The sequence below is a fragment of the Pseudomonas sp. MEJ086 genome, assembly GCF_030209025.1.
Taxonomy (GTDB): Bacteria; Pseudomonadota; Gammaproteobacteria; order Pseudomonadales; family Pseudomonadaceae; genus Aquipseudomonas; species Aquipseudomonas fulva_A.
Genome location: NZ_JARVSV010000003.1, coordinates 77,064 through 101,357, shown reverse-complemented (window position 1 = coordinate 101,357; position 24,294 = coordinate 77,064). Strand labels below are relative to the sequence as shown.

Annotated in this window: 21 protein-coding genes; 16 read left to right on the top strand and 5 right to left on the bottom strand. The window is 63.7% G+C overall.

Annotated elements, in window-relative coordinates; translation table 11 throughout:
- Positions 1 to 14: 14 nt before the first annotated feature.
- From QRN22_RS01400 to QRN22_RS01335, 14 genes are all read left to right on the top strand, one after another.
- The gene (locus QRN22_RS01400; RefSeq protein WP_042555255.1) at positions 15 to 1,160 is read left to right on the top strand and encodes an EstA family serine hydrolase; all 1,146 of its coding nucleotides are present in this window, start codon (positions 15 to 17) and stop codon (positions 1,158 to 1,160) included.
- Between the two features lie 90 nt (positions 1,161 to 1,250).
- Complete coding sequence (locus tag QRN22_RS01395) at positions 1,251 to 2,096, top strand: OmpA family protein (RefSeq protein ID WP_042555256.1); 846 nt, start codon at positions 1,251 to 1,253, stop codon at positions 2,094 to 2,096.
- 48 nt (positions 2,097 to 2,144) lie between these two features.
- Positions 2,145 to 2,792, top strand: coding sequence for a pyridoxamine 5'-phosphate oxidase (gene pdxH / locus QRN22_RS01390; protein WP_042555257.1), 648 nt, complete (start codon positions 2,145 to 2,147; stop codon positions 2,790 to 2,792).
- 95 nt (positions 2,793 to 2,887) lie between these two features.
- Positions 2,888 to 3,994, top strand: coding sequence for a sugar diacid recognition domain-containing protein (locus QRN22_RS01385; RefSeq protein WP_042555258.1), 1,107 nt, complete (start codon positions 2,888 to 2,890; stop codon positions 3,992 to 3,994).
- A 147-nt stretch (positions 3,995 to 4,141) separates the two neighbouring features.
- Positions 4,142 to 5,500 (top strand): GntP family permease, encoded by a 1,359-nt coding sequence (locus tag QRN22_RS01380; protein ID WP_042555259.1) that lies wholly within the window; start codon positions 4,142 to 4,144, stop codon positions 5,498 to 5,500.
- A 137-nt stretch (positions 5,501 to 5,637) separates the two neighbouring features.
- Positions 5,638 to 6,780: a glycerate kinase gene (locus QRN22_RS01375; protein ID WP_042555260.1), complete on the top strand. Its 1,143-nt coding sequence runs from the start codon at positions 5,638 to 5,640 to the stop codon at positions 6,778 to 6,780.
- A gap of 197 nt (positions 6,781 to 6,977) precedes the next feature.
- Positions 6,978 to 7,442, top strand: coding sequence for an outer membrane lipoprotein (locus QRN22_RS01370; protein ID WP_042555261.1), 465 nt, complete (start codon positions 6,978 to 6,980; stop codon positions 7,440 to 7,442).
- 497 nt (positions 7,443 to 7,939) lie between these two features.
- Positions 7,940 to 10,732: a monovalent cation/H+ antiporter subunit A gene (locus QRN22_RS01365; protein WP_042555262.1), complete on the top strand. Its 2,793-nt coding sequence runs from the start codon at positions 7,940 to 7,942 to the stop codon at positions 10,730 to 10,732.
- Positions 10,732 to 11,058 carry a Na+/H+ antiporter subunit C gene (locus QRN22_RS01360; RefSeq protein ID WP_042555263.1) on the top strand — a complete coding sequence of 109 codons (327 nt, stop codon included), beginning with the start codon at positions 10,732 to 10,734 and terminating at the stop codon, positions 11,056 to 11,058. The genes QRN22_RS01365 and QRN22_RS01360 overlap by 1 nt, the downstream gene beginning before the upstream one ends.
- A complete protein-coding gene (locus QRN22_RS01355; RefSeq protein ID WP_042555264.1) occupies positions 11,058 to 12,560 on the top strand; it encodes a monovalent cation/H+ antiporter subunit D in 1,503 nt (500 codons plus the stop codon). The genes QRN22_RS01360 and QRN22_RS01355 overlap by 1 nt, the downstream gene beginning before the upstream one ends.
- Positions 12,557 to 13,060: a Na+/H+ antiporter subunit E gene (locus QRN22_RS01350; protein ID WP_042555265.1), complete on the top strand. Its 504-nt coding sequence runs from the start codon at positions 12,557 to 12,559 to the stop codon at positions 13,058 to 13,060. The genes QRN22_RS01355 and QRN22_RS01350 overlap by 4 nt, the downstream gene beginning before the upstream one ends.
- Positions 13,045 to 13,314 carry a K+/H+ antiporter subunit F gene (locus tag QRN22_RS01345; protein WP_042555266.1) on the top strand — a complete coding sequence of 90 codons (270 nt, stop codon included), beginning with the start codon at positions 13,045 to 13,047 and terminating at the stop codon, positions 13,312 to 13,314. Before QRN22_RS01350 ends, QRN22_RS01345 begins: the two co-directional genes overlap by 16 nt.
- A 13-nt stretch (positions 13,315 to 13,327) precedes the next feature.
- A complete protein-coding gene (locus tag QRN22_RS01340; protein ID WP_042555267.1) occupies positions 13,328 to 13,660 on the top strand; it encodes a Na+/H+ antiporter subunit G in 333 nt (110 codons plus the stop codon).
- 94 nt (positions 13,661 to 13,754) lie between these two features.
- Positions 13,755 to 14,261 (top strand): GNAT family N-acetyltransferase, encoded by a 507-nt coding sequence (locus QRN22_RS01335; protein WP_042555268.1) that lies wholly within the window; start codon positions 13,755 to 13,757, stop codon positions 14,259 to 14,261.
- Here QRN22_RS01335 and QRN22_RS01330 read toward each other — a convergent pair.
- The gene (locus QRN22_RS01330; protein ID WP_042555269.1) at positions 14,258 to 15,868 is read right to left on the bottom strand and encodes an NAD(P)/FAD-dependent oxidoreductase; all 1,611 of its coding nucleotides are present in this window, start codon (positions 15,866 to 15,868) and stop codon (positions 14,258 to 14,260) included. The genes QRN22_RS01335 and QRN22_RS01330 overlap by 4 nt on opposite strands.
- A 289-nt stretch (positions 15,869 to 16,157) precedes the next feature.
- Between QRN22_RS01330 and QRN22_RS01325 the strand changes: the two genes are divergently transcribed.
- On the top strand, positions 16,158 to 17,048 hold the full coding sequence (locus QRN22_RS01325; RefSeq protein WP_042555270.1) for a universal stress protein: 891 nt from the start codon (positions 16,158 to 16,160) through the stop codon (positions 17,046 to 17,048).
- Here QRN22_RS01325 and rlmF read toward each other — a convergent pair whose 3' ends face one another.
- Positions 17,049 to 18,026, bottom strand: coding sequence for a 23S rRNA (adenine(1618)-N(6))-methyltransferase RlmF (rlmF, locus tag QRN22_RS01320; protein WP_042555271.1), 978 nt, complete (start codon positions 18,024 to 18,026; stop codon positions 17,049 to 17,051).
- Between the two features lie 196 nt (positions 18,027 to 18,222).
- Between rlmF and QRN22_RS01315 the strand changes: the two genes are divergently transcribed.
- Entirely contained in the window at positions 18,223 to 18,690 is a 468-nt protein-coding gene (locus tag QRN22_RS01315) for a bacteriohemerythrin (RefSeq protein WP_042555272.1), read from the top strand.
- A 148-nt stretch (positions 18,691 to 18,838) separates the two neighbouring features.
- Here QRN22_RS01315 and QRN22_RS01310 read toward each other — a convergent pair whose 3' ends face one another.
- From QRN22_RS01310 to QRN22_RS01300, 3 genes are all read right to left on the bottom strand, one after another.
- A complete protein-coding gene (locus tag QRN22_RS01310; protein ID WP_042555273.1) occupies positions 18,839 to 20,668 on the bottom strand; it encodes an SLC13 family permease in 1,830 nt (609 codons plus the stop codon).
- Between the two features lie 78 nt (positions 20,669 to 20,746).
- Positions 20,747 to 21,043, bottom strand: coding sequence for a winged helix-turn-helix domain-containing protein (locus QRN22_RS01305; protein ID WP_042555358.1), 297 nt, complete (start codon positions 21,041 to 21,043; stop codon positions 20,747 to 20,749).
- A gap of 290 nt (positions 21,044 to 21,333) precedes the next feature.
- Complete coding sequence (locus QRN22_RS01300) at positions 21,334 to 24,165, bottom strand: valine--tRNA ligase (RefSeq protein WP_042555274.1); 2,832 nt, start codon at positions 24,163 to 24,165, stop codon at positions 21,334 to 21,336.
- Positions 24,166 to 24,294: the final 129 nt, after the last annotated feature.

Here is a 24,294-nt window from a genome sequence, read left to right as displayed (position 1 = left end):
CGCAGGAGCAAGCAGTGCAGATTCAGGGTTACTTCGACCTCAAGTTCGAAGCAGTGAAAGACGCCTTCGCCGATTTCTTCGACGATCCGCAGGAACGCGGTGCAGCGCTCTGCGTTCAGGTGGGCGGTGAAACCGTGGTGGATATCTGGGCCGGGGTCGCCGACAAGGACGGCCAGCAGGCCTGGCACAGCGATACCATCCTCAACCTGTTTTCCTGCACCAAGCCCTTCACGGCGGTTACCGCGCTGCAGTTGGTCGGCGAAGGCAAGCTGGAACTGGACGCACCGGTAGCCCGCTATTGGCCGGAGTTCGCGGCAGCAGGCAAAGAGCGCATCACCCTGCGCCATCTGCTCAGCCATCAGGCCGGGTTGCCGGCGATACGTGAGAGCTTGCCAGCCGAAGCCCTTTACGACTGGCAGACCATGACCCGCGCGCTGGCGGCCGAGGCACCCTGGTGGGCCCTGGGCGAAGGCCACGGCTATGCGCCGATCACCTATGGCTGGCTGGTCGGAGAATTGTTACGGCGTATTGAAGGGCGTGGCCCGGGCGAGTCGATCGTTGCACGCACCGCCAAGCCGTTGGGCTTGGACTTTCATGTCGGCCTGGCCGATGAGGAATTCCACCGGGTGGCGACGATCAGCCGTGGCAAGGGCAATGTCGGCGATGCCGCGGCCCAGCGCCTGCTCAAGACCATGATGAGCGATGCCCAGGCCCTGACCACCCGGGCGTTCGCCAACCCTCCCTCGATCATGACCAGCACCAACAAGCCGGAGTGGCGGCGCATGCAGCAGCCCGCCGCCAATGGCCACGGCAATGCCCGTAGCCTCGCTGGTTTCTACAGCGGTCTGCTCGATGGCAGCCTGCTCGACAGCGAGCTGTTGGCCGAACTCACCCGTGAGCACAGTGTCGGTGAGGACAGGACCTTGCTGACGTCGACCCGTTTCGGCCTTGGTTGCATGCTCGATCAGCCCGCCCTGGCCAACGCCACCTACGGCATGGGGCCGGGCGCATTCGGCCATCCCGGCGCGGGAGGTTCGACCGGTTTCGCGGACCCGCAGCGCGATGTGGCCGTGGGTTTCGTTACGAATAACCTGGGGCCGTTCGTCTTAATGGATCCGCGGGCACAGAAACTTGCAGGTATCTTATGCAAGTGTTTTTAACAATCGCGGCTAAACTCTTGCGTAATATGGCTTTTAGCTGCTGACTCCGGTTTGGCCGGGTGACTTCGACCGATTAGATGTGGATGACCGATGCTTTCCTATAAGACTTGCGCGCTGGCGCTTTGCGTACTGTTGACAGGTTGCTCCCTGTTCGAGAAGAAGGAAGACCCCAAGCCGGCGCCGATGCCGCCGCCCGAGGTTACCCAGGCCTGGCTCGATGAGTACGAGCCGCTGGTGCGCGAAGCGATCAAGGGCAGCAACTTCGAAATCGAACGTCGCGAGAACCTGCTGGTGGTCACCGCCCCGGTCAAGGGTTCGTTCAACCCTGACCGTCCAGGCATGCTGCTGCCGGTCACCCTCGGGCCGATCACCCGCGTAGCCAAGGTGCTGGAGAAGGACAACAAGGTCGGCGTGCTGGTATTGGGGCATGCCGATAGCAGCGGCGCGCTGGAAACCAACCGTGAGCTCAGCCATGAGCGTGCACGTGCCTTCACCGCCATCTTCCGCCTCAGCGGCCTCAAGCAGGATCGCCTGATGGTTCAGGGCATGGGCCCGGACATGCCGCGTGCAGCCAACGACAGCGCCAATGGTCGTGAGTTGAACCGCCGCGTGGAAATCCTGTTGACCCGTCAGGACACCCTGCGCGCATTGATCGCCCAGTACAGCCGGCCAGCTCCGGCCCCGGCGGCTACCGATGCCACCGCTGTGGCCGTGGCCGACAAGCCGGCAGCCAAGGCTGACGCAAAACTTGCAGCCAAGGCGGCGAGCAAGCCTGCAGCCAAGGCGGTGGCCAAGTCATCGGCCAAACCTGCAGCCAAGCCGGCGGCCAAGCCTGCCGCGAAGGCAGTAGCCAAGGCAGCCGACAAGCCTGCGGCCAAGAACACCACCAAGTTGGCCGACGCCAAGAAAGTGGTTGCTTCAGATCAAGCCAAATAGGCGTTACGCCTTTAGACTAGGGTCTCTGTCGCTTCCGAGAATACGCTCATGACACAGACCCTGGCCGACATGCGCCGTGACTACACCCGTGACGGCTTGAGCGAGGAACAGGCTCCACTGGAGCCCTTCTCGCTGTTCAGAAGCTGGTTCGCCGACGCGGTGAAGACCGAGCAACTTCCTGTAGAACCCAATGCCATGTCCCTGGCGACCGTCGATGCCGATGGTCGTCCGCACTGCCGTGTGCTGCTGCTCAAGGGGCTCGACGAGCAGGGTTTCACCTTCTTCAGCAATTACCAGAGCGCCAAAGGCGAGCAGTTGCAGGCCAACCCCTTCGCGGCGATGACTTTCTTCTGGCCGACCCTGGAGCGTCAGGTGCGTATCGAAGGTCGGGTAGAGCGGGTTTCGCCTGCCGAGTCCGATGCCTACTTTCAGGTGCGTCCGCTGGGCAGCCGCCTGGGTGCCTGGGCGTCGCCACAGAGCCGGGTGATCCATGATCGTGCCGAGCTGGAGGGGCTGCTGGCGCAGACCGAACGCCGCTTCGCCGACCAGGCTCCCGAGTGCCCGCCGCACTGGGGCGGATACCGCCTGCTGCCGGAGCGCATCGAGTTCTGGCAGGGCCGTGCCAGCCGTCTGCACGATCGCCTCGACTATCGCCGCGAGGGCGACGCCTGGTTGCGTCGGCGCCTGGCACCCTGACGTAGCCCCATGCCTCGCCATCGCTGCGGCGCATGGCATGTCGCCGGGTCTTTCATTCTGCCTACAATGGCGGCTTCCTTCCCGGAGGCCGCACGATGCTCGAACTCGACTCCACCCTGGCCCAGCACATCGTTGATCGAGCCATGGCCATCCTGCCGTACAACATCAACGTGATGGATGCTCAGGGCATGATCATCGGCAGCGGTGATCCGCTGCGCCTGCATACCCGGCATGAGGGGGCACAGCTGGTGCTGGCCAACCGTCGCGTCGTGGAGATCGACGAGCAGGCCGCAACCTGCCTGCGTGGCGTGCGGCCCGGCGTCAATCTGCCCTTGCTGCACGCCGACGCGCTGATCGGCGTATTGGGTATCACCGGAGCGCCCGAGGTGGTGAGGCCCTATGCCGAGCTGGTGCGCATGGCCGCGGAGATGCTGGTCGAGCAACGCCAGGTACAGGCCGAGCGCCACTGGCAGCGGCATCAGCTGGATGCCTGGCTGCGTCAGCTGTTCGATCCGTCGGTTGCCCTGGGTACTTTGGCGGCTGATGCCGAGCGTCAGGGCCTGGCACTCGGCTGGCCGCGTCAGGTGTGTCTGCTGGAGTTGCAGGAGCAGGGCGAGCCCCTGGCGCAGCAGGCCCGCCTGCTCGGTGCGCTGAGCGGCAAGAGCGAGCACCTGTGCGCACCATTGGGAATGCGCGAATTGCTCTGGTGCCGCCCGTTGGCGGCGGGCCGTACCGACAGCCATTGGCTGGCAAGCGCCGACGAGCGTGACTGGGGCGTGGCTCGCCTGTTGGTCAGCGACCCGGTGCAGTCCCTCGGGCAATTGCGCCAGGCCTGTCTGGCCTTGCGCGATCTGCAGGCTTTCGCCCGGGCACGTTATCCGTCGCAGCGCCTGATCTGCCTGGAGGAGCATCGCCTGCCGACACTGCTCTACGCACAGCGCAACAGCTGGTTGCTGCAAGGCTGGCTGGCGCCGTTGAAGCAGGTGCTGGCCCAGGATGGCAGCGGCGCTCTTCGTGAGACGCTCGAGGCCTGGTGTGCCCATGACGGCCAGGTGCAGAGTTGTGCCGCTGCCCTGGGGATTCATCGCAATACCCTGCGTTATCGCCTCGAACGCATCGCCGAACTCAGCGGTGTCGAGCTGACCCGCCTGGATCGTCGCCTGCAGCTGTCACTGGGCCTGGGCCTTATCGAGCCAGGCTGAAGTTCCGCACGCAAATGATGCATCTGCACAGTAACTGACCTGCGCTTTGCCTTTCTCGTTGTGCGGGTGAACAGGGTGTCGCCCGCTGTTGCTGGGTGACAATGCACGGCACCTGGCAAATCACATAACAACAATGAGGAAACCGGCATGGCTCTGGTTCTGATCCTGGTCGCGCTCATCGCGTTTATCGTGGTGTCGACTACACGTCTCAAGCTGCATCCCTTTCTTGCCCTGCTGATCGCCGCGATAGTCGCCGGCTTCGCTTATCAACTGCCCCATCAGGACATTCTCAAGACTGTCGCCACCGGCTTTGGCGGCATCCTCGGCAACATCGGTGTGGTGATCGTGCTGGGGACCATCATCGGTGTGATTCTCGAGCGCAGCGGCGCCGCCATCACCCTGGCGGAAACCGTGATCAAGCTGCTCGGCGAACGCTTCCCCACGCTGACTATGTCGATCATCGGTTACATCGTGTCGATCCCCGTGTTCTGCGACTCCGGCTACATCATCCTCAACTCGCTGAAGAACGCCCTGGCCGCACGCATGAAGGTCTCCATGGTGGCGATGAGCGTCGCTCTGGCCACCGGCTTGTACGCCACGCATACCTTCGTGCCACCGACCCCCGGGCCGATCGCAGCTGCCGGCAACCTTGGTCTCGAATCGAGCCTGGGTCTGGTTATCGCCGTCGGTCTGTTCGTGGCCATGGTGTCCGCGCTGGCCGGCCTGCTCTGGGCCAACCGCTTCATCGGCAAGGACATCGCCCTCGAGGACGACGGCACGCCAATGCCGGGCGCCGAGGATTTCGAGGCGCTGAAGGCGCAGTACGGAAAACTGCCGAGCGCCACCCAGGCCTTCGCGCCGATCCTGGTGCCCATCGTGTTGATCTGTCTGGGATCGGTGTCGGTATTCCCCAGCCGCCCGCTGGGCGATGGCACGCTGCAGGCCGTGCTGAGCTTCCTCGGTCAGCCGGTGGTGGCATTGCTGGTCGGTCTGGTGCTGGCTTGTACCTTGCTCAGGGGCAACGGCAAGCGCCAGCAACTGCATGACCGGGTGACCGACGGCATTCTCTCCGCCGCGCCGATCATCCTCATCACCGGTGCTGGTGGCGCTTTCGGTGCGGTGCTCAGCGCTTCGCCGCTGGGCGCTTATCTGGGCAGCACCTTGTCCGCATTGGGTATCGGCCTGTTCATGCCATTTCTGGTCGCTGCAGCGCTGAAGACAGCACAGGGTTCCACCACCGTGGCCATGGTCACCACGTCGGCGATGGTCGCGCCACTGCTCGGGCAGATCGGCCTGGATAGCGAGATGGGCCGGGTGCTCACCGTACTGGCGATCGGTGCTGGCGGCATGACCGTTTCCCACGCCAACGACAGCTACTTCTGGGTAGTGACCCAGTTCAGCCGCATGCCGGTAGCCGTTGCCTACCGCGCGCAAACCATGGCTACGCTGATTCAAGGTGTGGTCGGTATCACCACGGTTTGGCTGCTGAGCCTGGTACTTCTCTAAGAACCTGCTCCATGTCTGCTGTGCGTCGGTACTGCGCTGTAGAAAAGGCATTGCCCTAGCTCGCCAGGCCTAGAGAAGGTTCTCAGCCGTTTTCATACGGGACGCCCCGCGGCGTCCCGCTGCATCGAGGTCTTGCCATGAAAATCGTCATCGCTCCTGATTCGTTCAAGGAGAGCCTGAGTGCGCCCGACGTGGCCCAGGCCATCGCCCGCGGCTGGCTCGCCGTTTACCCGGATGCCGAGATCGCGTTGTGCCCCATGGCCGACGGCGGCGAAGGAACGGTGGATGCCGTGCTCGCCGCCACTGGCGGCGAGCGTCGTGAGCTGCGCGTTCAGGGCCCCCTGGCCACACCGGTGCAGGCCCATTGGGGCTGGCTGGGCGATGGTACGGCGGTAATCGAGATGGCCGCTGCCAGCGGCCTGCACTGGGTGCCGAGTGCGCAACGTGATGCCCGAGTGACCAGCAGCTACGGCACCGGGGAGCTGATTCGTGCGGCGCTGGACGCCGGTGCCACGCGGATCATTCTCGGCCTCGGTGGCAGTGCCACCAACGACGGTGGCAGCGGACTGCTGCGTGCATTGGGTGCGCGCTTTCTCGATGCAGGTGGCAACGAATTGCGGCCGGGCGGGGCGGCACTGGCCACGCTGCAGCGCGTCGACCTCAGCGCACTGGATCCCCGTCTGCAGGATGTTCAGGTCGATGTTGCCGCAGACGTCGACAATCCTCTGTGCGGGCCTCATGGCGCGTCGGCTGTGTTCGGTCCGCAGAAGGGCGCCAGCCCGGAGCAGGTCAAGGAACTGGATGCCGCCCTGGCGCGTCTGGCCGAAGTGGTCGGTGAAGCGCTTGGCGAAGACTTCAGCGCTTTCCCCGGTGTCGGTGCTGCCGGTGGCCTCGGTTTCGCTGCCAAGGCGTTTTTCGGTGCGCGCTTTCGTCCGGGTATCGAACTGGTTGCCGAGCTGTCAGGCCTTGCCGAGGCGGTGAAGGGGGCCGACCTGGTGATCACCGGAGAGGGGCGTCTCGACGCCCAGAGCCTGCATGGCAAGACGCCGGTCGGCGTCGCGCGGGTTGCGCAGGCTCAGGGAGTTCCGGTGATCGCCCTGGCCGGCAGCCTGGGGGAGGGGTATCAACAGGTGCGCGAAGCCGGTATCGAAGCCGCCTTCAGCCTGGCGCCAGGGCCTATCACCCTGGAGCACGCCTGCGCCAATGCCGCGCAGGAGCTGCAAGCCCGGGCTGCCGATTTAGCCAGGTTCTGGCGCCTGGCTCAGGCTGCGCGACGCTGATCGGGAACCGATGATTGCGTAATGGCACGGTGACGAACGTAGCCGGCTGCTGTCTATACTCCTGTCAGGGGAGAGGCCCTGTTGCGTCGCCCATCCTGTACCGCTGCTGAACGGGTGATGCAATTTATGGGCATTCACAGTGACCGTCCTGGCGGCCGTGCTGTCATAGCGTTATCAGTCCAGTCTGGAGAATCGTCATGCATAAACCTGGTATTTTCGTTGTCCTGTTTGCCGCAGCGACTCTCACCCTTGGCGGCTGCGCATCGAGCCTGACCGGCGACAGCTATTCCCGCGATGAAGCGCGTGCCGTGCAGACCGTGCGCATGGGTACCATCGAATCCCTGCGTCCGGTGAAGATCGAAGGCACCAAAACGCCAATCGGTGGTGGTGCCGGCGCCGTCATCGGTGGCGTGGCAGGCAGCGGCGTTGGCGGTGGTCGTGGTTCGGCCGTGGCGGCGGTGATCGGTGCTGTAGCTGGTGGTCTGCTGGGTGCAGCTGCCGAAGAAGGCATCACCCGTACGCAAGGCGTTGAAATCACCGTGCGTGAAGACGACGGCAGCATGCGCGCCTACGTGCAGGCCGTTGAGGAAAACCAGATTTTCCGCGTTGGTGAGCGTGTCCGCATCATGACCGTCAACGGCACCAGCCGTGTGACCAACTGATGTTCGTCTGACGGCGCCATGTGCGCCGTCGGTACCATTGCACGAAAGCCGGACCGGCATGCCGATCCGGCTTTTTTCATGGGCGTTATTCGCTAAAAACCGCCATTTAGAGCGTTCGCAAGAGAGTCAGTCGGGCCACGCCGAAATCTCTCCGAGGATAGTTTTAGTAATAATTCTATCCATGACCTTGAGTCGATAGTTAAGCATAATCGAGCTCGCTTTCCTGGTTAGCGCGCTCGCAGCTCACGACTGGAAAAACAAGTCGAACGCCATGGGTGTTTCGCCAGTCAGTTAGAGCGACCGCGCATTATGCGCAGACTTGATCGAAACTGACTTGGCATGCTCCGAGTTGGACTGCTACAGGCGGTTTCTCCGCCTGCCGGGTTGGCATCACGCACACCATCGCAGGGATCGGCCGGACGCCAGGCGCCCGGTATTCTGGCACACACTAACTGGCCGTCTGGCTGCATGACGGGCTTGTACAAGGGGTTTAGTGTATGGCGCTTGCGCTGATCATCGCCTTACCATTTTTAGGCATCTTTCTACCGTTGCTGGCTGACCGCATGGGGCGCTCGCTCTGTGCGCTGGCAGCCGCGATCGGGCCTGCAGCGGCGCTCGTGCTGCTCTGGCTACAGCAGCCGGCGGTGTTCGCTGGCGAGGTACGGATCGTCCGCTATCCGTGGCTGTCGGACCTCGGCCTGGACCTGAGCCTGCGCCTCGACGGCCTGGGTTTCCTGTTCGCCCTGATGATTCTCGGCATCGGTTTGCTGGTGATCCTCTACGCCCGTTATTACCTGGGCAAGCAGGAGCCGATGGGGCGCTTCTTCGCCTATCTGCTGCTGTTCATGGGCGCCATGCTGGGCGTGGTGCTCTCGGAAAACATGCTGCTGATGATGGTGTTCTGGGAACTGACCAGCCTGTCGTCGTTCCTGCTGATCGGCTTCTGGAGTGGCAGTTCGGACGCACGTCGCGGCTCGCGCATGGCCCTGACCGTCACCGGCGGCGGTGGCCTGGCCCTGCTGGCAGGCATCCTGCTGCTTGGCAATATCGCTGGCAGCTTCGAGCTGACCCAGGTGCTGGCAGCTGGCGATGTGATCCGCAATCACGCCCTGTACCCGATTACCCTGATCCTGATTCTGCTGGGCGTCTTCACCAAGTCCGCGCAATTTCCCTTCCATTTCTGGCTGCCGCAGGCCATGTCGGCACCCACGCCGGTGTCGGCCTATCTGCACTCGGCGACCATGGTCAAGGCTGGCGTGTTCCTGCTGGCGCGCTTTTACCCGGTGCTGGCAGGCACGGAGTGGTGGTTCTATCTGGTCAGCGTGACCGGCATGGCGACGCTGCTGTTCGGCGCTGGCATGGCATTGTTCCAGCACGATCTCAAGGGGCTGCTGGCCTATTCGACCATCAGCCACCTGGGCCTGATCACCCTGCTGTTCGGCTTCAACTCTGATCTGTCCTCGGTCGCGGCGGTGTTCCATATCATCAACCATGCGACCTTCAAGGCTTCGCTGTTCATGGCCGCCGGTATCATCGACCATGAAACCGGAAGCCGCGACATGCGGCGTATCGCCGGGCTCTGGAAATACATGCCGCACACCGCCGTGCTGGCCATGGTCGCGGCCTCGGCAATGGCCGGGGTGCCACTGCTGAACGGCTTCCTGAGCAAGGAAATGTTCTTCACCGAGACGCTCAATCAGGATCTGCTCGGCATCTTCAGCTGGATGATTCCCGCCGCGGCTACGCTCGCCGGGGTGTTCTCGGTCGCTTACTCGTTGCGTTTCATTCACGACGTGTTCTTCAACGGCGAGCCGAAGGACCTGCCCAAGTATCCGCCCCACGAGCCGCCGCGCTACATGAAGATCCCGGTGGAAGTGCTGGTCTTCCTCTGTCTGCTGGTGGGCATGCTGCCGGCCTACACCGTGGCGCCGCTGCTGGCCTCGGCGGCCTCGGCGACCCTGGGGGGCGAAGTACCTTATTACAGCCTGTCGATCTGGCATGGCTTCAACCTGCCGCTGGGCATGAGCGTGATCGCCCTGGTGGGTGGGATCATCGTCTACGCCTGCCGCGAGCCGCTGTTCCGTTGGTACAACGGCATGCCGGAGGTGGACGCCAAGGAGATGTTCGAGCTGCTCAACAGCCGTCTGGTGAAGAGTGCGCGCTGGATCACCAGGCTGCTCGAGAGCGGTTCCCAGCAGCGTTACGTGGCGCTGCTGCTGATCAGTGCCCTGGTGCTGATCACCGTCGCGTTGTCGTCGATGGATTCGCTGGGCGGCGAGGTACCCTTATCGCCCCTCGACGGCATCACCGTGCTTGGCATGCTGGTGCTGTGCGTGATGGCCGTGCTCACCGTGGTGTTCCACCGCAACCGCCTCAAGGCGCTGATGACCCTGAGCTGTGCCGGGCTGATGGTGGCCCTGGCGTTCGCCCGTTATTCCGCGCCGGACCTGGCGCTGACCCAGCTATCCGTAGAGGTGGTGACCATCATCCTGCTGGTGCTGGCGCTGTTCTTCATGCCCGATCGCACGCCGATGGAGTCGAGCAGCCTGCGTGGCCTGCGTGACGTGCTGCTGGCCGGTGGTAGCGGGATCGCCGTCGCGCTGCTGGCTTACGCGGTGATGACGCGCCCCTACGACAGCATTGCCTCGTTCTTCCTCGAGAACAGCGTCAGTGGGGGGGGCGGTACCAACGTGGTCAACGTGATCCTGGTCGACTTCCGCGGTTTCGATACCCTGGGCGAGATCAGCGTGCTGGCCATCGCCGCGATCGGCATCTATGGCCTGCTCGCCGGGCTGCACCTGCCTCATCCGCTCACCGACCCGAATGGCAAGCCCTGGTCGCGCGACAGCCACCCGATGATCCTCGACAGCATCGCCCGGGTGCTGCTGCCCATGGCCCTGCTGGTGTCGGCGTTCATCTTCGTGCGCGGGCACAACCTGCCGGGTGGTGGCTTCATCGCCGGTCTGATCACCGCGATCGCCCTGATCCTGCAGTACGTGGCCCACGGCGTTGAATGGACGCAGCGGCGCATGCCCTGGAGTTACCACAGTATCGCCGGTCTTGGTGTGATGATCGCCGCGCTCACCGGCCTCGGCAGCCTGGCTTTCGGCGCGCCGTTCCTGACTTCGGCTTTCGACCATTTCCATCTGCCGGTGATCGGTGAGTTCGAGTTGGCGACCGCGCTGCTGTTCGACCTTGGTGTGTACCTGGCCGTGGTCGGCTCCACGTTGCTGATCCTGTCCAACATCGGTCACGTTAGTCAGGACGAATCGAGCAAGGAGGTACTCTGATGGAAGCGCTATTCGCCATTACTCTGGGCGTGCTGGCTGCCAGCGGTGTGTACCTGCTGATGCGCGCACGTATTTATCCGGTGGTCATGGGCCTTACCCTGATCTCCTACGCGGTCAACCTGTTCCTGTTCGCCATGGGCCGTCTCGGCACCGGCGTGCCTGCGGTGATCGGCAAGAGCAGCGAACACGGCGACCCGATTCCCCAGGCGCTGGTGCTCACCGCCATCGTCATCGGCTTCGCCATGACCGCCTTCGTCGTGGTGCTGTCGCTGCGTGCGCTGGGCGAGCTGCGTACCGACCATGTCGATGGTGAGGAGCCGCGCTGATGAATCATGCGTTGATCCTGCCCATCCTCATCCCGCTGTTCACCGGTAGCCTGCTGCTGATTCGCTCGCAGCTGTCGCTGACCGCCAAGCGCTGGATTTCCCTGCTGGCCACCTGGGCCCTGGTGCCACTGAGCGCCTGGCTGGTACTGCAGGCTGACTCCGGTGCCTTGCAGATCTATGCCTTGGGCAACTGGCAGCCGCCATTCGGCATCGTGCTGCTGCTCGACCGGCTGGCGGCAATGATGCTGCTGGTCACCGCCGTGCTGGCCAGCTTCGCCATGCTCTATGCGGTGCGCGGCGATGACGAGCGCGGGTCGAACTTCCACGCCCTGATGCAATTCCAGTTGCTGGGTATCAATGGTGCGTTTCTTACCGGCGATCTGTTCAACCTGTTCGTGTTCTTCGAGATCCTGCTGATCGCGTCCTACTCGCTGCTGGTCTACGGCGGTGGCCCGAAGCGGATCAAAGCCGGCATGCACTACGTGGTGCTCAACCTGGTGGCCTCGTCGTTCTTCCTGATCGGCGTGGGCATGCTCTATGGCCTGCTCGGCACGCTGAACATCGCCGACCTGGCACTCAAGGTGTCCGAAGCCGATGCCGACCGCCAGCCACTGCTCGCTGCTGCCGGTTACCTGCTGTTGATCGTGTTCGGCCTCAAGGGCGCCATCCTGCCGCTGTATTTCTGGTTGCCCAACGCCTATGCCGCGGCTACGGCGCCGGTGGCCGCTCTGTTCGCGATCATGACCAAGGTCGGTCTGTATGCGGTGATCCGCGTCTTTACCCTGGTGTTCGGCAGCGAGGCGGGCGAGCTGGCCCACCTGATCGACTACCTGCTCTGGCCGCTGGCGGCCCTGACCCTACTGGCCGGCGTTGTCGGCGCCCTGGCCGCACGCAGCCTCGGCCGCTTGATCGGCTACCTGGTGATCGTGTCGGTCGGCACTCTGCTGGCGGGTGTCGCCATGGGTACGGTGCAGAGCATCGGTGCCGCGCTCTACTACCTGATACACAGCACCTGGGTGTGTGGCGGTTTGTTCCTGCTCGCCGACCTGCTGGCCCGCCAACGCGGCGAGATCGGTTTGCGGCTACGCAAAGGGCCGCAGCTGCTGCAGCCGAAACTGCTCGGCGGGCTGTTCTTCATCGGTGCCATTTCAGTCGCCGGTCTGCCGCCTTTCTCCGGGTTCCTCGGTAAGCTGATGCTGTTGCGCTCGGTAGAAACCGGTATGCAGACGCTGGTGCTCTGGCCGGTCGTGCTGGTCGGTGGCTTGGGTATGGTGATCGCTCTGGTACGTGCAGGCAGCACGCTGTTCTGGCGCTGCACCGGCGAGACGGCACCGGCCGCCGAGTTCGACCGGATTCGCGCCCTGGCGGCCATCGGCCTTCTGGCTGGCGGCCCGCTGCTGGTGATCGCCGCGCAGCCGATCCATGAGTATGTCCTGGCCGTCGCCCAGCAGTTGCTGGATGTCGATAGCTACCTGCAGATCGTCCGCGGAGGTGATGCATGAGCCGATCCCGATGGTTGCCCCATCCCATGCTGACTGTGCTGCTGACGATCATCTGGTTGTTGATGGTCAACGCCCCCAGCTTCGGTCACTTGCTGCTTGGCGCCTTTCTTGGCTGGGGCATCGCTTTTCTGTGCCAGGGCTTCATGCTCGACGTGCCGCGCTTGCGCCGCCCGCTGCTGCTGTGCCGCTACCTGCTGATGGTGCTCTGGGACATCGTGGTCGCCAACCTGCACGTCGCGCGGCTGGTGCTGGGCCCGACGCGCAAATTGCGACCGGCATTCGTCGAGGTGCCGATGGCCATCGAAAACGAATTCATGCTGTCGGTGCTCGCTTGCATCCTGTCGCTGACGCCGGGAACCGTTTCCTCGGGCCTGAGCAACGATCACAAGACCCTGCTGCTGCATGGTCTTGATGTACCCGACGAGCAGGAGCTGATTACCGAGCTCAAGTCGCGCTACGAAGCCCCGCTGATGGAGATTTTCGAATGCTCGCGTACGTAATTCCCTTTTGCATGACCCTGATGGGCGTTGCCGTGACGCTCAACGTGATTCGCCTGGTGCGCGGCCCGGATATGCCGGATCGTGTGCTTGCTCTGGATACGCTGTACATCAATGCCCTGGCATTGATCGTGGTATTCGGTATCTGGCTGAAGTCGGATCTGTTTTTCGAGGCGGCGCTGCTGATCGCCGTCATGGGTTTCGTCGGTACCGTCGCGGTGGGCAAGCACCTGCTGCACGGCGAGATCATCGACTGAGGAGCGTATTGTCATGCCATTCTGGATCGAAGCATTGGTGGCGTTTTTTCTGTTGGTCGGCTGCTCGTTTGCGCTGATCGGCGCCATTGGCCTGTACCGCCTGCCGGACTTCTTCACTCGCCTGCACGGCCCGACCAAAGCCACCACGCTGGGCGTCGGCAGCATGGTGGTGGCGTCGATGATCTTCTTCGGTAGCCACGAAGAGGGACTGAGCTTCCACGAGCTGCTGATTACCCTGTTCCTGTTCATCACCGCCCCGGTCAGTGCGCACATGCTCGCCAAGGCGGCGATGCAGCAGAAGGTCAAACTGGTACGTCGCACCCGTGGGCGGCCCTGGGAGTCCTGAACTGGGCTGCCGGTTTGCCGCCTGACTGTGCCTGTCGGCGGCTCTGCATCACTTCTACACTGCGTTAGTCCTGATCCCGAACGAGGCCTGGCAGATGCAGTGGCAAATACGCGCGGCGACCGCCGCTGACATCCAAGCGCTTTGTGCGCTGATCTTCGAACACGGCCCCAACCCGTGGAATCACCTACCGCGCGCCGAAGTGACTGCCCATTTGCATGGCATCGCCGATGGCAGCACGCGCGCGCTGCTGGCGGAGGGCGAGGGTGGGTTGCTGGGGTTCGTCAGCCACGTGCGTACCACCTGGTTCCACGAGTATCAGCCCCTGGGCCGAGGCGATGACGAGCACGCTTATATCTGCGAGGCGGTGACCCACCGTGACATGGCCGGGCGCGGGCTGGGTTCGGCGTTACTGCGCCAGGTGGTGACGGATATCCGCAGCGAGGGCATCAGCGATATCTATATCGACCGCCATGAGGAGAACGCCGCTTCGGCGGGCATGATGCGCAAGGCCGGATTCGTCGAGATCACCCGTTACGATGATCCCGAGCGCCGGCCCAATGGCTCGCGGCGTACCAGCTTGTGCCGCTGGCAGCCGGATTAGCCGGCCAGTAGCGCCCGTGCCACGCCCTCGGCAACGCGGATACCGTCGACACCGGCGGAAAGAATGCCGCCGGCGTAACCGGCACCTTCGCCAGCCGGGAACAGGCCGCGCACGTTGAGGCTCTGCAGGTCTTCACCTCGGGTGATGCGCAGCGGCGACGAGGTACGGGTTTCGATGCCGGTAAGCACCGCATCGTGCAGGTCGAAGCCCCTGATCTGCTTGCCGAAGGCCGGCAGGGCCTCGCGGATCGCCTCGATGGCGAAGTCCGGCAGGGCCGCTGCCAGATCGCCCAGCTTGATCCCCGGCTTGTAGGACGGCTCGACGCTGCCCAGGGCTTCGCTCGGCTTGCCAGCGATGAAGTCGCCCACCAGCTGACCCGGTGCTTCGTAGTTGCTGCCGCCCAGCACGTAGGCATGGGACTCCAGACGCTCCTGCAGCTCGACCCCGGCCAGCGGGCCACCGGGGTAATCCTGCTCAGGGGTAATGCCCACCACAATGCCGGCGTTGGCATTGCGTTCGTTGCGCGAGTACTGGCTCATGCCGTTGGTCACCACGCGATGCGGCTCGCTGGTGGCGGCCACCACGGTGCCGCCCGGGCACATGCAGAAGCTGTACACCGAGCGGCCGTTCTTGGCGTGGTGCACCAGCTTGTAATCGGCAGCGCCGAGTTTCGGGTGACCGGCGTACTTGCCGAGGCGGGCGCGGTCGATCAGCGACTGGGGGTGTTCGATACGGAAACCTACCGAGAAGGGCTTGGCTTCCATGAACACGCCGCGCTTGTGCAGCGCGCGGAAGGTGTCCCGAGAACTGTGGCCGAGGGCCAGGATGACGTGGCGGCTGTGCACCTGTTCGCCGTTCTCCAGTTCCACGCCGACCAGTTGACCGTCTTCGATCAGCACATCACTGACACGTTGCTGGAAGCGTACTTCGCCGCCCAGCGCCTTGATCTCTTCGCGCATGGTGGCGACCACGCCGGTCAGGCGAAAGGTACCGATATGCGGCTTGCTGACATAGAGGATCTCCTCCGGCGCACCGGCCTTGACGAATTCCTCCAGCACCTTGCGGCCGTAGTGGTTCGGGTCCTTGATCTGGCTGTACAGCTTGCCGTCGGAAAAGGTCCCTGCGCCGCCTTCGCCGAACTGCACGTTGGACTCCGGGTCGAGGACCTTCTTGCGCCACAGGCCCCAGGTGTCCTTGGTGCGCTGACGCACTTCCTTGCCACGTTCGAGGACGATCGGCTTGAGGCCCATCTGTGCCAGCAGCAGGGCCGCGAAGATACCGCAAGGGCCGAAGCCGATCACCAGCGGGCGCTGTTGCGGTTGCTGCTCGGCAGGAATGCTCAGCGGTTTGTAACGCACGTCCGGGGCGATGCCGAGATTGCGGTCGTTGCTCAGGCGCGCCAGCAGCGCCGCTTCGTCGCGCACGCTGAAATCGAGGGTGTAGATGAACGGCATGTCGCCGGACTTCTTGCGCGCATCGTAGCTGCGCTTGAACACGCTGAACTCGAGCAGTTCGCTGTCTTCGATACCCAGCCGCTCGACCAGGGCTGGGCGCAGTGCGTCGTCGGCATGGTCGAGGGGCAGTTTCAGTTCGGTGATGCGCAGCATGTGGAGTCCACCTATCAGGGCCGGAGGTCACCCGGCAGCTTTTCGAGGGCGGCGATTATGGACGAAAAAAGCCAGTCAGGCTGCAGTTCGCGCGTCGCAGTCGACAGGGGGCAATTGCAAATGCACAGATAGCGAGCCTAGGGACGCTTGGCCGTGCGCCATGATGGTTCTGTAAGTGGAGCGGCTATTAGTCTCTTACTCGCGTTTGCTTACGATTTGCCGGTGTTGCCCGGCGCAGGGAGTTGTTAGGGTCTTGGCTCACCTTTCATAGGGATATCAAGGGGATAACATGAGCGAGCAACCCAGGAGCGACGCAGCTCCGGTCAGCGTTCTGCTGGCCACCGACCTGAGCGTGCGTTGCGATCGCGCACTGGATCGGGCCGCGCAACTGGCCGTTGAATGGCAGGCCATGCTGGTAGGTGTCAACGTACTGGAAACAGGCCAGGCGCCGGATCTGGTACTCGGTTGGGCCAGCGCTCGGGACGACGCGAGCCTGGCGCGCTTCGCCGAGCAGCGGTTGCAGGAGGATCTCGCCGGCCTCGACGTGCCTGTGCGGCTGCGTATCGAGCGTGGCGAACCGGTGCAGGCCATCGCCAAGGCGGCGCGGGAAACCGGCAGCGCACTGGTGGTGACCGGCGTTGCCAGCAACGAGCTATGGGGCCGGCTGTTGCTCGGCTCCACCGTCGAGTCACTGATCCGGCAACTGCCACAGCCCTTGCTGGTGGTTCGCCAGCGGCCGCGCGGCCGCTACCAGCGCATTCTGGTCGCCACCGACTTTTCCGATTCGTCGCGCCATGCATTGCATGCCGCTGCCCGCTACTTTCCGGACCGCGAGCTGGTGCTCTATCACGCCACCGAAGCGCCGATGTCCGACCGTCTGGAGCGAGTGATCGACGGGCAGACGCGTCAGCATATCGAAGAGGGCGATTACGCGGCCTTTCTTGCGGCCAGCGATCTGCCGGAGGGGGCGGGCACGCGTATCCGCATCGTCATCGAACAGGGTTCGTTGGGAGCTTCACTGAGCCACTACGTGCGTGAGCATGCGGTGGATCTGGTGGTGATGGGCACCCACGGCCGCAGCGGGCTGATGAACGTGTTGTTGGGCAGTGCGGCCAGCGAACTGCTGCAGTGGGTGCCGTGCGACACGCTGGTCGTGCGCGAGCCCCGCGCCGGCGAGTAGTTAGCGCGCTTGCAGCCAGCGCCGACGCTGCTCGGCATCGTGGAACGTCCAGGCCACGAAGCGGCTCTGCTTCTGGCCCTGGCTCATTTCCACGGTCCGCGTTTCCACGGCGCCGACTTTCTTCAGTGTGGCGTACACGCCAGGCAGGTTGCCGGATTTGGAGATCAGCGTGCTGAACCACAGCACCTGCTCGCGGTGATCGGCGCTTTCACGAATCAGCCGGGCGACGAATGCCGCTTCGCCGCCCGGACACCACAGCTCGGCAGCCTGGCCGCCGAAGTTCAGCACCGGCAGCTTGCGCTTGGGGTCGAGCTTGCCGAGGTTGCGCCATTTGCGCTTGCTGCCGCTGGCGGCTTCGTCCGCCGAGGCGTGGAAGGGCGGGTTGCACAGGGTCAGTTCGAAGCGCTCCTCAGGCTTTAGCAGGCCGCTGAACACATGCCCGGCATCGGGTTGCAGGCGCAGGTCGATCTGTTCGCTAAGGCCTTGATTCGACTGCACGATGGCCTTCGCCGAGGCGATGGCCTGAGAGGCGATATCGGCACCCAGAAAATGCCAGCCGTACTCGCGGTTGCCGAGTAGCGGGTAGATGCAGTTGGCGCCTACGCCGATATCCAGCGCCCGTATCGTCGCGCCTCTGGGGATCTCGCCGGTGTTGTCGGTCGCCAGTAGATCGGCCAGGTAATGCAGGTAATCCGCACGCCCGGGAATGGGCGGGCACAGGTAGTCCGCCGGAATGTCCCAGTGCGTGATGCCATAGAACTGCCGGAGCAGCGCGCGGTTGAACACCTTCACCGCCGCCGGGTTGGCGAAATCGATGCTCTCCTTGCCATATGGATTGATGATCACGAACGCCGCCAGCTCCGGGCTGGTCTTGATCAGCGCCGGAAAGTCATAACGCCCCTGATGGCGGTTGCGCGGATGCAACTGGCCCTTGTCGGCTGACGGGGCGGATGGTTTCGGTGGGCGTTTGGCGGACATGCTGATGGATCACGGCAGGGGTGGGGGCGCATTTTCCCACAGGTGATAGTGGTGTGCTTGCCGGCTTTCGCCGATCCCTGGAAAACCGCAGCGAGCTGCCCTCGGTTGTCGGGATGCGTACTGACTCAGGTCAAGGGGCTACTGCCTGCGCAGCCCTAGACTGGCTCCATCTAGGGGAATGACAGGGAGGCCGGACATGGCCTATCTCAGATGGAGCGATGACCTGAATACCGGAATCGCGGTGATCGACGGCCAGCACCGGCGTATCGTCGACATGATCAATGAGCTGTACGTCGCTCAGCAGGAGGGTGCGCGCGAGGGCGTGGCCCTGGTGATCGAGGAGCTGTTGGATTACACCACCTCGCACTTCGCCTTCGAAGAGGCGATGCTCGAGGAGGCCGGCTACGTCTTCACCAAGGCCCATAAGCGGGTGCACGACATTTTCATCAAGCGGGTCGACGACTACCGCACGCGATTCAAGCAGGGCGAAGACGTCTCCGACGAATTGCGCAGCCTGCTCGGCCGCTGGCTGTTCGGGCATATCCGCAACGACGACCAGAACTACGTGGCCGCGGTCACCGAAAACCTCCGCCGCCTGGCCGCCGACAAGACCGAAGAGGGGTGGTTGAGCCGCGCCAAGCGCCGCTTCTTCCACGCGGCGTAGCGGGCTGTTCCATGGTCGTGATCGTTCCTCACGCTCCGCCTTGGATGCGGCCGATGGGTGGGCTGAAGCGGATCGCCGCCCGGCTCACCCTACGATCCTGTGCGGGCTGTAGGGTGGGCTTCAGCCCACCAAATCGAAGGACCGCCCGCTAGAGCGGGAAGATCCACGGCACCATTACCACGCTGACGATCATCACCAGGATGGTGAACGGCACGCCGATACGCACGAAATCCCCGAAACGGTACTGCCCCGGCCCAAGCACCAGGGTATTCACCGGCGACGAGATCGGTGTCATGAAGGCAGCCGAGGCGGCCAGGGCGACCGTCATGGCGAAGGGCACGGGTGACGCTCCCAGTGCCTGGGCCGTGGCGATCGCCACCGGAGCCATCAGCACCGCCGTGGCGGTATTGGAGATGAACAGGCCGATGAGGGCGGTGACAGCGAACAGGCTGGCGAGGATCACCCGCGGCCCGGCTTCGCCGAGCGCACCGACCAGCCCGTTGACCGCCAGATCGATTCCTCCGGTTTTCTGCAGGGCCAGGGCGAACGGCAGCATGCCGACGATAAGAATCAGGCTCGGCCAGTGGATCGACCGGTAAGCGCTGGGCATGTCGACGCAGCGGAAGGCGCCCATCAGCAGGCAACCGATCAGTGCGGCCATGACATTGGGCACCAGGCCGCTGATCATCAGGCCGACCATCACCGCCAGGCTCAGCAGGGCATAGGGTGCCTGGCGCGCGGCGGGAGCCACTTCATCGACTTCGGCGGGCAGGCTGAGTACCAGAAAGTCGCGATTGAGGCTTTGCAGGTGATGGATCCGCTTCCAGCTGCCAGCCACCAGCAGGGTGTCGGCGTGGGTCAGCTTCTCGTCCACCAGCAGGCCTTCGAGCGCCTGACCATGACGGCGCAGGCCGACCACGTTGAGCTTGTAACGGCTGCGCAGACCGAGCTCCTGAATGCTTTTGCCCGGCAGGTGCGATTCCGGCGGCAACGCCACTTCGGCCAGCCCCAGTTCATGGGAGTGCACGCTGTAGTAGGAATTGCGCAGCGGCAACGCTTCCAGGCCCAGCTCCTGATAGGCGCCGAGCAGGGCGATGGCCGGGCTGGCCAGGTCGACCAGCAGCACGTCACCGGCCTGAAGTTGAGTATTGCCGGTCGCCATCAGCAGTAGAGTGCGGAACTGCCGCTGACGCTCCACGGCGATCACGTTGATGCCGTACTGCGAGCGCAGGTGCAGCTCGTCCAGCGCCTGGTTGGCAAGCGGCGAATCGGCGCGCACGCGCAGACGTCGTTCGCGCTCGTTGAGGCGGTAGCTGTTGGCCAGATCGCTCAGGGTCAGTCGCGGCGGTACAGAGGCGTCACCGTCGGCATCACGCTGCAACCAGCGACGTGTGGCAAGCATGTAGAGCACGCCCAGTACCAGCACGGCGAGCCCGATTGGGGTGAAACTGAAGAAGTCGAAGCCCGGCAGGCCAGCGCGAAGCAGCTCGCTGTGCACCACCATGTTCGGCGGCGTGGCCACCAGGGTCAGCATGCCGCTGATCAGGCCGGCGAACGCCAGTGGCATCATCAGCCGGCCCGGTGCGATCTTCAGGCGCGCCGCCACACCCAGCACCACCGGAATGAAGATCGCCACCACGCCGGTCGAACTCATCACCGAGCCGAGCCCGGCCACTGCCACCATCAGCAGGACCAGCAGGCGGGTTTCGCTGCTGCCGGCTTTGGCCACCAGCCAGTCGCCGAGACGGTAGGCGATACCGGTGCGCACCAGGCCTTCACCGATCACGAACAGCGCGGCAATCAGGATCACGCTGGGGTCGCTGAAGCCGGCCAGGGTTTCCTGGATGCTGAGCACGCCGGTCATCGGCAGGGCGACGATGATCATCAGTGCGACCACGTCCATGCGTGGCTTGTCGAGGACGAACAGCACCACTGCGGTGAACAGCAGGCCCAGCACCATGAAGAGGTCGAGGGTCATTCTGGCTCCTTGCCCGATCTCTTGCTCTGGCCGTTACTCAGGCCTTGGCGCGAGATCGTCTGAGTTTGCTGCAGTGTTTCAGGGGTAGCCGAGAACGGCCTTGACCTGCTGCAGATTGGCGGCGATCCAGCCTTTGTCGATGGCGCCCCAGTCGCGGATCACGTAGTGGCCTGCATTGTTGCGTTCGCCGTCCTGTTGCTGGAACTGGCAATCGATATCCAGCTCTTCCAGCGCGCTCAGGGTGTCCTGTGCGGTACGCCTGGGCATGCCCGTGGCGGCCATCAGCGCCGGCACGCTGTCGGCCGCGCCGCTGTCGATCAACCAGGCGACGTAGAGACGGCGGTAGAAACTGGTCTTGGTCTTGCTCACTTCCATTTGCAGGGGCCCGATCATGTGGGGAGTTTCGAGGATACTGCGTGCCGGGCCGGGATAACAAACCGCCTGACCACAAACGACAACGGCCTGCCGGGCTTTAGCCACGGCAGGCCGTTGTCAGTTGCGCACTGGATACAGGATGTTGAAAACGTAGGCGAGGTAGCCAGCGCAATACCGACGGCGGCCCCGCGAAGGTAGGCAAAAAAGCGCAGTGTACGAGTTGTACATGAGCATTTTTTGCCTGCCTTCAACGCTGCGAAGGCAACGCAGGTAGTTTTTCAGCCGCCTGGTTACAGGCTGGCGATCTTGCCGCGCTGCTCCACCAGATTGGCCAGCGCCTGCTCGGCTTCGGCCAGCTTGGCGCGTTCCTTCTCCAGTACTTCAGCCGGCGCCTTGGCGACGAAGCCCTCGTTGGCCAGCTTGCCGCCGACCCGCTTGGCTTCACCTTCCAGGCGCTGGATTTCCTTGTCCAGACGCGCCAGTTCGGCTTCCTTGTCGATCAGCCCGGCCATCGGCACCAGGACCTGCATGTCGCCGACCAGGGCAGTGGCGGACATCGGTGCCTCTTCGCCGGCTGCCAGTACCTTCACCGACTCGAACTTGGCCAGCTTGTTGAGCAGCGGGGCGTTGTCGTTCAGGCGGCGCAAGTCTTCGGCATTGGCGTTGGCGAGGATGACGTCGATGCGTTTGGCCATGGAGATCTTCATCTCGCCACGGATCTGCCGCACGCCGAGAATCAGTTGCTTGACCCACTCGATGTCGCCCTCGGCGGCCGCGTCGATGCGGCTTTCGTTGGCCACCGGCCAGGGTTGCAGCATCAGCGTTTCGCCGCTGACGCCGGCTTGGCCCTTGATGCGCTGCCAGATTTCTTCGGTGATGAACGGCATGAACGGGTGAGCCAGGCGCAGGATCACTTCCAGCACACGCACCAGCGTGCGGCGGGTACCGCGCTGGCGCTCGATGGGGGCGTTCTCGTCCCACAGCACCGGCTTGACCAGTTCCAGGTACCAGGCGCAGTACTCGTCCCAGACGAATTCGTACAGGGCCTGGGTGGCCAGGTCGAAGCGGAAGGCGTCGAGGTGGCGGGTCACGTCCTGCTCGCAACGCTGCAGGGCGGAGATGATCCAGCGATCGACCGGCGACAGATCCACGGCTTCATCATTGATGCCGGTGTCCTGGCCATCGGTGTTCTCGATGACGAAGTTGGCAGCGTTCCACAGTTTGTTGCAGAAGTTGCGATAGCCCTCGACGCGGCCCATGTCGAACTTCACGTCGCGGCCGGTGGTGGCCAGCGAGCAGAAGGTGAAACGCAGGGCGTCGGTGCCGTAGCTGGCGATGCCTTCCGGGAATTCTGCCTTGGTCTGCTTGGCGATCTTCTCGGCGAGCTTGGGCTGCATCATGCCGCTGGTGCGTTTGGCCAGCAGGGTTTCCAGATCGATGCCGTCGACGATATCCAGCGGATCGAGGACGTTGCCCTTGGACTTGGACATCTTCTGGCCCAGGCCGTCGCGCACCAGACCGTGAACGTAGACGGTCTTGAACGGGATCTGCTTGGTCAGGTGGGTGGACAGCATGATCATCCGGGCAACCCAGAAGAAGATGATGTCGAAACCGGTAACCAGCACGTCGGTCGGGTGGAAGGTCTTCAGGAAGTCGGTCTCTTCCGGCCAGCCGAGGGTGGAGAAGGTCCACAGGCCGGAGCTGAACCAGGTATCCAGTACGTCGTCGTCCTGGCGCAGCGGGATGTCGCCCAGGTTGTGCTTGGCGCGTACTTCCGCTTCGTCGCGGCCGACAAAGACATTGCCCGCCTGGTCGTACCAGGCCGGAATGCGGTGGCCCCACCACAGCTGACGGCTGATGCACCAGTCCTGGATGTCGCGCATCCAGCTGAAGTACATGTTCTCGTATTGCTTGGGCACGAACTGGATTTCACCGTTCTCGACCACTTCGATGGCCTTCTCGGCCAGCGGCTTGGTGGACACGTACCACTGATCGGTCAGCCACGGCTCGATGATGGTGCCGGAGCGGTCGCCCTTCGGCACTTTCAGGGCGTGGTCGTCGATCTTTTCCAGCAGGCCGAGGGCATCGAACGCGGCGACGATCCGCCTGCGTGCTTCGAAACGGTCCAGGCCAGCGTACTCGGCAGGCAGGCTGGCATCGAGCAGGGCGTTGACGCTGCCGTCGATGTTGAAGACCTGCGCACCCGGCAGCACGGCTGCGTCCTGGTCGAAGATGTTGATCAGCGGCAGGTTGTGGCGCTTGCCGACTTCATAGTCGTTGAAGTCGTGGGCCGGAGTGATCTTCACGCAGCCGGTGCCGAATTCCGGATCGCAGTAGTCGTCCGCGATGATCGGGATGCGGCGGCCAAGCAGCGGCAGTTCGACGTACTGGCCGATCAGAGCCTTGTAGCGTTCGTCTTCCGGGTTCACGGCGACGGCGGCGTCACCCAGCATGGTTTCCGGGCGCGTGGTGGCGACGATCAGGTAGTCGGCGCCTTCGGCGGTCTTGTTGCCGTCAGCCAGCGGGTAGCGCAGGTTCCACAGGTGGCCTTTCTCGTCGTGGCTTTCCACTTCCAGATCGGAAATGGCGGTGTGGAACTTGGTGTCCCAGTTGACCAGGCGCTTGCCGCGGTAGATCAGGCCATCCTCGTGCAGGCGCACGAAGGCTTCCTTGACCGCCTCGGACAGGCCGTCGTCCATGGTGAAACGCTCGCGCGACCAGTCCACGGACGAGCCCAGACGACGAATCTGCCGGGTGATGTTGCCACCGGACTCGGCTTTCCACTCCCAGACCTTGTCGAGGAATTTCTCGCGGCCCAGATCATGGCGATCGATACCCTGGGCGCCCAGTTGGCGTTCCACCACCATTTGCGTGGCGATGCCGGCGTGATCGGTGCCCGGCTGCCACAGGGTGTTGCGGCCCTGCATGCGGCGAAAGCGGATCAGGGCATCCATGATCGCGTTGTTGAACCCGTGGCCCATGTGCAGGCTGCCGGTCACGTTCGGTGGCGGGATCATGATGGTGTAAGGCTCACCGGAGCCCTGCGGGGCGAAGTAGCCCTTCGCCTCCCAGTTTTCGTACAGGGCGGTTTCGATTGCGTGGGGCTGGTAGGTCTTGTCCATGCGCGGCGGGACCCTTCTGGCGTCTGATCGGAAAAGCCGAACAGTATAACGCCTATGAGCGGCAAGCCATAAGCGGCTAGCGACAAGTTGAGCGCGAGTTTTTCTCTCGCGCTTCGATGCTTGCGGCTT

Coding starts and splice junctions, on each gene's coding strand:
- QRN22_RS01335 (WP_042555268.1), top strand. CDS start 13,755: ATGCAGTGGCAAATACGCGCGGCGACCGCCGCTGACATCCAAGCGCTT.
- QRN22_RS01300 (WP_042555274.1), bottom strand. CDS start 24,165: ATGGACAAGACCTACCAGCCCCACGCAATCGAAACCGCCCTGTACGAA.
- QRN22_RS01345 (WP_042555266.1), top strand. CDS start 13,045: ATGCTCGCGTACGTAATTCCCTTTTGCATGACCCTGATGGGCGTTGCC.
- QRN22_RS01360 (WP_042555263.1), top strand. CDS start 10,732: ATGGAAGCGCTATTCGCCATTACTCTGGGCGTGCTGGCTGCCAGCGGT.
- QRN22_RS01330 (WP_042555269.1), bottom strand. CDS start 15,868: ATGCTGCGCATCACCGAACTGAAACTGCCCCTCGACCATGCCGACGAC.
- QRN22_RS01395 (WP_042555256.1), top strand. CDS start 1,251: ATGCTTTCCTATAAGACTTGCGCGCTGGCGCTTTGCGTACTGTTGACA.
- QRN22_RS01370 (WP_042555261.1), top strand. CDS start 6,978: ATGCATAAACCTGGTATTTTCGTTGTCCTGTTTGCCGCAGCGACTCTC.
- QRN22_RS01325 (WP_042555270.1), top strand. CDS start 16,158: ATGAGCGAGCAACCCAGGAGCGACGCAGCTCCGGTCAGCGTTCTGCTG.
- QRN22_RS01365 (WP_042555262.1), top strand. CDS start 7,940: ATGGCGCTTGCGCTGATCATCGCCTTACCATTTTTAGGCATCTTTCTA.
- QRN22_RS01305 (WP_042555358.1), bottom strand. CDS start 21,043: ATGGAAGTGAGCAAGACCAAGACCAGTTTCTACCGCCGTCTCTACGTC.
- QRN22_RS01380 (WP_042555259.1), top strand. CDS start 4,142: ATGGCTCTGGTTCTGATCCTGGTCGCGCTCATCGCGTTTATCGTGGTG.
- QRN22_RS01385 (WP_042555258.1), top strand. CDS start 2,888: ATGCTCGAACTCGACTCCACCCTGGCCCAGCACATCGTTGATCGAGCC.
- QRN22_RS01375 (WP_042555260.1), top strand. CDS start 5,638: ATGAAAATCGTCATCGCTCCTGATTCGTTCAAGGAGAGCCTGAGTGCG.
- QRN22_RS01355 (WP_042555264.1), top strand. CDS start 11,058: ATGAATCATGCGTTGATCCTGCCCATCCTCATCCCGCTGTTCACCGGT.
- QRN22_RS01350 (WP_042555265.1), top strand. CDS start 12,557: ATGAGCCGATCCCGATGGTTGCCCCATCCCATGCTGACTGTGCTGCTG.
- QRN22_RS01340 (WP_042555267.1), top strand. CDS start 13,328: ATGCCATTCTGGATCGAAGCATTGGTGGCGTTTTTTCTGTTGGTCGGC.
- rlmF (WP_042555271.1), bottom strand. CDS start 18,026: ATGTCCGCCAAACGCCCACCGAAACCATCCGCCCCGTCAGCCGACAAG.
- pdxH (WP_042555257.1), top strand. CDS start 2,145: ATGACACAGACCCTGGCCGACATGCGCCGTGACTACACCCGTGACGGC.
- QRN22_RS01315 (WP_042555272.1), top strand. CDS start 18,223: ATGGCCTATCTCAGATGGAGCGATGACCTGAATACCGGAATCGCGGTG.
- QRN22_RS01310 (WP_042555273.1), bottom strand. CDS start 20,668: ATGACCCTCGACCTCTTCATGGTGCTGGGCCTGCTGTTCACCGCAGTG.